General features: G+C 71.0%; 3 protein-coding genes. 2 read left to right on the forward strand and 1 reads right to left on the reverse strand.

All coding sequences use genetic code 11. The features are described 5' to 3' along the window. The first annotated feature begins 10 nt into the window (after positions 1 to 10). The gene (locus FKR81_RS41390; RefSeq protein WP_235922217.1) at positions 11 to 3,208 is read left to right on the forward strand and encodes a phosphodiester glycosidase family protein; all 3,198 of its coding nucleotides are present in this window, start codon (positions 11 to 13) and stop codon (positions 3,206 to 3,208) included. 82 nt (positions 3,209 to 3,290) lie between these two features. On the opposite strand, the gene FKR81_RS41395 is transcribed toward FKR81_RS41390, so the two are convergent. Next, the gene (locus FKR81_RS41395; RefSeq protein WP_146360821.1) at positions 3,291 to 4,655 is read right to left on the reverse strand and encodes a hypothetical protein; all 1,365 of its coding nucleotides are present in this window, start codon (positions 4,653 to 4,655) and stop codon (positions 3,291 to 3,293) included. A 160-nt stretch (positions 4,656 to 4,815) separates the two neighbouring features. Here FKR81_RS41395 and FKR81_RS41400 point away from each other — a divergent pair, with 160 nt between their 5' ends. After that, entirely contained in the window at positions 4,816 to 6,477 is a 1,662-nt protein-coding gene (locus FKR81_RS41400) for a DEAD/DEAH box helicase (RefSeq protein WP_235922218.1), read from the forward strand. The last annotated feature ends 260 nt before the right edge of the window (positions 6,478 to 6,737 follow it).

Genomic DNA, 6,737 nt, shown 5'->3' on the forward strand with positions numbered 1-6,737 from the left:
GTTCCGCACCGTGAGACGACGCATACCGGCCGTGATCACGGCCGCACTGTTGATGCTCCCGGTTCCGGCGCACGCCGACCTGCCCGATCTCGAGACCGCCGAGATCAGCAGACGCATCGAGACCGCTCGCGAGTCCAGACCGGTCGCGCCCGGCGTCACCCTCAGCTCCTTCGACTGGTACGAGCCCGGCGGCTCCGGCGGGTGGATGCGCGGCGACGCGCTCACCGTCGACCTGACCTCCGGCGTCCGCGTCGGCTACCTCTCCCCCGGCACCGTCTCGTCCGCCGAGCCGCTCTCGGCCCAGGCGACCCGGATGCGCGCGGTCGCGGCCGTGAACGGCGACTTCTTCGACATCAACAACTCCAACGCGCCCGCGGGCGTGGGCATCTCCGACGGCGCGCTGGTCAAGTCCGCGCAGGCCGGACACCACCGGGCGGTCGGCGTCGACGCGGCGGGCATCGGCCGGGTCATGGAGGTCTTCTTCACCGGCGCGCTCACCACGCCGTCCGGCACGGTGCCGCTCACCCAGCTCAACAGCGCTGCCGTCGGCAAGAACGGCGTCGGGGTGTTCAACCCGTTCTGGGGCGGCTACAGCCGTTCCCGCGCGGTCGAAGGTGTCACTCGGGTGACAGAAGTGGTGGCGCGACAGGACGTCGTGACCGAGGTCAGGACATCGGCCGGCGGTGACGCCATTCCCGCGGACGGGTACGTGCTCGTCGGCCGCGAGGACGGTGCCGACGCGCTGGCCCGGCTGCGTCCCGGCGACCGGATCGGCGTCACGTACGCGCCGCGCACCAGCGACGGCAGCGCACCGGTCACCGCGATCGGCGGCAACCAGCTGCTCGTCAAGGACGGCGTCAACGTGGCGCCTGCCGACCCGCTGCACCCGCGCACCGCGGTCGGCTTCTCCGCCGACGGGCGCAGGATGTTCCTGCTGACGGTCGACGGCCGCCAGGCGCCCTACCTGCTCGGCCTGAACCTGCGCGACCTCGCCGAGGCGCTGCGGGAGATGGGCGCGCACAACGCGTTGAACCTCGACGGCGGCGGCTCGTCCACGATGCTCGCCCGCTCGCCGGGCGGCACCGAGCTGGACGTCGCCAACACGCCGTCGGACGGCGCGGAACGCCCGGTGCCCAACGGGCTCGCGCTCTACGCGCCGGAGGGCAGCGGCGCGCTCACCGGGTTCCGCGTCACCACGAAGGACCGGCGCGTCTTCCCCGGCCTGTCGCGCAGGCTGGACGTGCAGGGCCACGACGAGACGTTCGGCCCCGCACCCGACGAGCACCGCTGGGAGCACAGCACCGGCCGCGTCGAAGGCGACCTCTTCCGCGCGGGCGCGCTGGGCGCTGTCCGGCTCACCGCGTACCGCGACGCCGTGCGCGGGTCGGTCGACCTGACCGTGCTCGGCCCGCTGACTCGCCTCTCCCCCACCGCGACGCGGCTGAGCCTGTCCGCACCGGGCGACCGGAAGCCGTTGGGCATCAACGGTTTCGACCCCGAGGGGTTCACCGCGTCGATCGAACCCGGCGATCTCCAGCTGGAGTACGACCACGACGTGATCGAGGTGACGCCCGAGCTGGAGGTCGTCGCGAAGACACCCGGCGCCACCACGATCACGGCGAGGGCGGGCGGCCACACCACGCACGTCGGCGTCACCGTCGGCGCGGTCGACCGCGCGGTCGCGGACTTCGACGACGGCGCGCGGTGGACGTTCGGCTCGGCCCGCGCGACCGGGTCCGTCGCACCTGTGCCGGACGGGCACACCGGCGCCGGGCTGCGGCTGAGCTACGACTTCACCCAGTCCACCGGCACCCGCACCGCGTACGCCGTGCCGCCGCGGCCGATCCAGGTCGACGGCCAGCCGCTCGCGCTCAGCGCGTGGGTGCGGGGACAGGCGAAGGGCGAGTGGACCGCGTTCACGGTCACCGACGCGCTCGGCCAGACCAGGTCGCTCTACGGCCCGTACATCACCTGGAACGGGTGGCGCAGGCTGGAGGTCGCGATCCCGCCGGAGATGGCGCTTCCGTTGCAGGTCAACAGGTTCTACACCATCGAGACCAAAGCGGACCGGCAGTACACCGGCGAGGTGCTGGTCGACGACATCGCCGCGCGGGTGCCGCCGTCGGTCACCCTGCCACCGGTGCCACCGGAACAGGCGGCGGTCGTCGTGCAGGACGGCACGGTGGCGGGCAAGGACTGGCGGTTCGCCGTGATGTCCGACGCTCAGTTCGTCGCGCGTGCGCCGGACAGCGAGCTGGTGCGGTCCGCACGCCGGACGATGCGCGAGATCAAGGCGGCGCGGCCGGACTTCGTCGTCATCAACGGCGACCTCGTCGACGAGGCGTCACCTGCCGATCTCGCGTTCGCGCACCGGATCCTGCGCGAGGAGCTCGGCGAGGTGCCCTGGTACTACGTGCCGGGCAACCACGAGATCATGGGACCGGGCACGATCGACAACTTCCGCCGCGAGTTCGGTGCCACGAACCGCACGTTCGACCACAAGGGCACGCGGTTCGTGCTGCTCGACTCGTCGACCGGGACGATCAGGGGCGGCGGCTTCGACCAGATGGTGATGCTGCGCGACGCGCTGGAGTCCGCTCCCGGCAAGGTGGTCGTGCTGGAGCACCACCCGCCGCGCGATCCCACCCCCGCCAAGGGAAGCCAGCTCGGCGACCGCATGGAGGCCGCGTACGTCGAGCGGTTGCTGTCCGGTCGCGACGCGTTGTTCGTCGGCGGTCACGTCGGCGTGTTCCACGCGTCCACTGTGGACGGTGTGCCGTACCTGATCAACGGCAACTCCGGCAAGGCGCCCGCCGAACCCGGCGGCTTCACCGGGTGGACGCTCGTCGGCGTGGACTCCGGCGGGTTCGCCGCCGAGATCCGTCCGCACGTGGACGCGGTGACGCTCACCGCACCCTCGGTGCTGCAGATCGGCAAGCCCGAGCACGTCAGCGCGGCGTTCGCCCAGGGCAGCAGGCGGATTCCCGTCGCGTACCCGGTGAGCGCCGACTGGTCGGGCTCGCCGGGCCTGCACGTCGGCGCGGAGTCCGGGGTCAAGCCGTGGCACGTGGCGTGGCTCGACCCCGGCTCCGGTGTGCTCACCGCGGTCCGCACCGGCCAGGTGAGCCTCGCGATCACGGTGAACGGGGTGACGCGACGACACGACGTCCGCGTCGCACTCCCCGAGGAGGGGAAGCCGGCGGCCTGACGGGGCACTGGGGGTCGCCCGCGTCAGACCACCGACCGTTCGCGGGGGTTTCCGCTGCCGCGGCAGCGGAAACCCCGGTCATCTAGCGAAGAGCCGCGGCGATGTGCTCGCTCAGGCCTTCCGCGGAGGACAACGCCGCGCGCAGCTCGGCGGTGTACTCGTCGGCAGCGGCCTGCAGACCACCCGCGACGAGATCCGCACCGGCGGCCTCGACGTCACCGCCGCTGCGAGCGGCGAACGCCTTGACCTGCGCACCCAGCAGCAGCTCCTCGGGCACTGTCGGAGCACCCTCCAACGGCCACGCGAGGTCCGCCAGCACACCGTCACCGGCGACCTCGCGGACGAGGCCGGCGGCAGCGGCACCGGGCGTGCGGGTGCCCTCCGGCAGCACCGCGATCACCGCCGGGTGGTTCGCGAGCCACCCGAGCAGCGTCGTGTTCAGCTCCTGCCGCACGGGCTTCGGCGTGAGCCACAGCACCAGGTTGAGGTAGTACTCGGTGAGCTTGCCGAGCACCTCCCCGTCCTCCTCGAACCCCCAGAGGTTGATGTCGAAGTAGTGGTGCCACGTGGAGTCCGCCACGATGCGGCCGACACCGGCGGCCGCGCCGTCGTACGCGGTGGAGACGCCGTAGACCTCACCGTTGCGCTTGTCCGTGCCCCGCGCGATGATCTCCGGCTTCGGCTGGCCCTTGCGCCCGACCGGCCACACGTTCTCCGGGTAGCTGGCCGGAATCACCAGCTGCCCCTCGTGCATGTGGTCGGGGAACACGGTGATCGGGCCGCGGCGTCCGCTGAACAGCGCGTGCGGACGGCCGCCCCAGCGCCTCAGGATCAGCTCCTGCGGGTAGGGGTCGAGGTCGTTGGGGATCGGGTTGTTGATGTCGCTGCCCCACGGGTCGGGCGTGTGGGTGTTGTGGCTGTGCTCGATGCTCGAGTCCGGCCGGTCGTTCCACACCCGCAGCTCGCCCGCTCGCGGGATCCGGTGGCCGATCGCCCGGCCGAGGTTCATGTAGTCCGGCAGCGACGGGTCCTCGTCGGGCTGACGCGGGTTGGAGTGGTCGCCGGTGATCAGCACACCGCCGCCCGCGTCCATCCACGTGCGCAGCGCCGCGACCTCCGGGTCGGTGAGCTCGTTCTCGGGCTCGCCCGGCTTGTTGGTCCACCACCAGCCGAAGAACCACACCTGCTCGTAGTTCGCGAGCAGCTCCGGCGTGATCTTGTTCTTGGCGTGGCCGTCCCGGTGCCGGTTGACCAGCGAGACGGTGACGTCCGCGAAGAACGGCTGGTTCCGCTCGATGAGATGGCGGAGGATCCCCAGCTGGAAGCCGGGGAACCCGACGGGGCTGTCGGCTCCGCCGAACTCGAACAGGTCGGTGTAGAAGAGAACTCTGATCTTGGGTTTGGCGTCGGCTTTCACGCCGGCGCCGATGATGCGTGCGTCGAACACTGGTACTCCCCCTGTGGTGGTGCGACGCGCCCTCCCCGGCAACGCCGCTACTTCCACGTATACCCAACTTCGTCTCATCCTGTGGTATTCGTTCCACTCCGACTTTCGTAGGACAGGTGTGGTTCAGCGGCCCCGAACGGCGTAAGGGAAGATGTGCGCCATGACCACCGCCGACGGCTTCGCCGATCTGGGGCTGCGGCCCGACCTCCTCTCCGCTCTGACCACACTGGGCTACGAGGAGCCGACGCCGATCCAGCGCGAGGCCATCCCCCCGTTGCTCAAGGGCAACGACCTGCTGGGCCAGGCCGCGACCGGTACCGGCAAGACGGCGGCGTTCGCACTTCCGCTGCTCGAACGCATCGCCGACCGCATCGGCAAGGGCGACAAGCCGCTCGCGCTGGTGCTCGCCCCGACCCGCGAGCTCGCCGTCCAGGTGTCCGAGGCGATCCACCGCTACGGCCGCCAGATGGGCGCCCGCGTCCTGCCGATCTACGGCGGCCAGCCGATCGGCCGCCAGCTGCGCGAGCTCCAGCGCGGCGTCGACGTCGTGGTCGCCACGCCGGGCCGTGCGATCGACCACATCGGCCGCGGCACGCTGGCGCTCGACGAGCTCGAGATCGCCGTGCTCGACGAGGCCGACGAGATGCTCGACATGGGCTTCGCCGAGGACATCGACGCGATCCTCCAGGAGACCCCCGACACCCGGCAGACGGTCCTGTTCTCCGCGACGATGCCCCCGCGCATCCACCGCCTCGCGCAGAGCCACCTCCGGGAGCCCGTGCAGATCCAGATCGGCCGCGAGAAGACCGAGCCCGGCGAGACGCCGCTCGTGCGCCAGTCCGCGTACCTCGTGCGCCGCGACCACAAGCCGGCCGCACTCGGCCGCGTGCTCGACGTCGAGTCCCCCACCGCCGCCGTGGTGTTCTGCCGCACGCGCGACGAGGTCGACCAGCTCACCGAGACGCTGAACGGCCGCGGCTACCGCGCCGAGTCGCTGCACGGCGGCATCAGCCAGGAGCAGCGCGACCGCGTCATGGCGCGCCTGCGTTCCGGCACCGCGGACCTGCTCGTCGCGACCGACGTCGCGGCCCGCGGCCTGGACATCGACACGTTGACGCACGTCGTGAACTACAACGTGCCGTCCGCGCCCGAGGCCTACGTGCACCGCATCGGGCGGGTTGGGCGCGCTGGGCGTGAAGGTGTCGCGATCACGCTGGTCGAGCCGCGTGAGAACTCGATGCTCAAGACCATCGAGCGGGTCACCAAGCAGAAGATTCCGGTCGAGAAGGTGCCCACGGTCGCTGACCTGCGGGCTCGGCAGCTCGAGCTCACCCGGTCCTCGCTGCACGAGTCGCTGCTCGAGGACGACCTGTCGCGGTTCCGTGTTGTCGTCGAGACGTTGGCCGACGAGTTCGACATCATGGAGATCGCGCTCGCTGCCGTGAAGTTGGCTCATGAGGCTTCCGGCGCGGCTGCCGATGAGGAAGAGATTCCCGAGGTTCGGCCGCGTGAGGACCGTGGTGGGGCTCCGCGTGTCGGTGGGGCTCGGCCGCCTCGTGAGCGTCGTGGGCCGTCCGAAGGTATGACGCGGCTGTTCGTCGGTGCTGGGCGGACGTCCGGGATTCGGCCTCAGGACATCGTCGGTGCCATCACCGGGGAGACCAGTCTCAACGGGCGTGACATCGGGGCCATCGAGATCACGGACCGGTTCTCGCTCGTTGAGGTTCCTGGGCCGGCTGCCAACGAGGTCATCGAGTCGTTGCGCAACGCGAGCATCAAGGGGAAGCGGGTCACTGTGCGGCGGGAGCGTGCGGCTCGCTGAGGCTGGGGGCCGTTCGCTGAGGCTCGGGTTTGCGGTGTTGGTGAGCTGCTCGAGTCCTCCTTTGATTGGGGCTCCCGCCCCTTGCCCCCGGCCGGGGCTCCGCCCCGGACCCCGGCACCACCGGAGGCCTCGGGCTGGTTTCCGTAATGGGTCGCCTTGGTGGTGGGGTCTCCGTACGGCGCACCAGAGGCAGCCACATTTTTAGGGTGGGGTCAAGACAAAAAGACGTCTTGACCCCACCCTCGAAATGCGGCAGGGCT

The organism is Lentzea tibetensis (assembly GCF_007845675.1).
Lineage (GTDB): Bacteria > Actinomycetota > Actinomycetes > Mycobacteriales > Pseudonocardiaceae > Lentzea > Lentzea tibetensis.

What these genes read in the sequence shown, in the direction of transcription:
- FKR81_RS41400 (WP_235922218.1), top strand. Translation starts at nt 4,816, where the DNA reads ATGACCACCGCCGACGGCTTCGCCGATCTGGGGCTGCGGCCCGACCTC.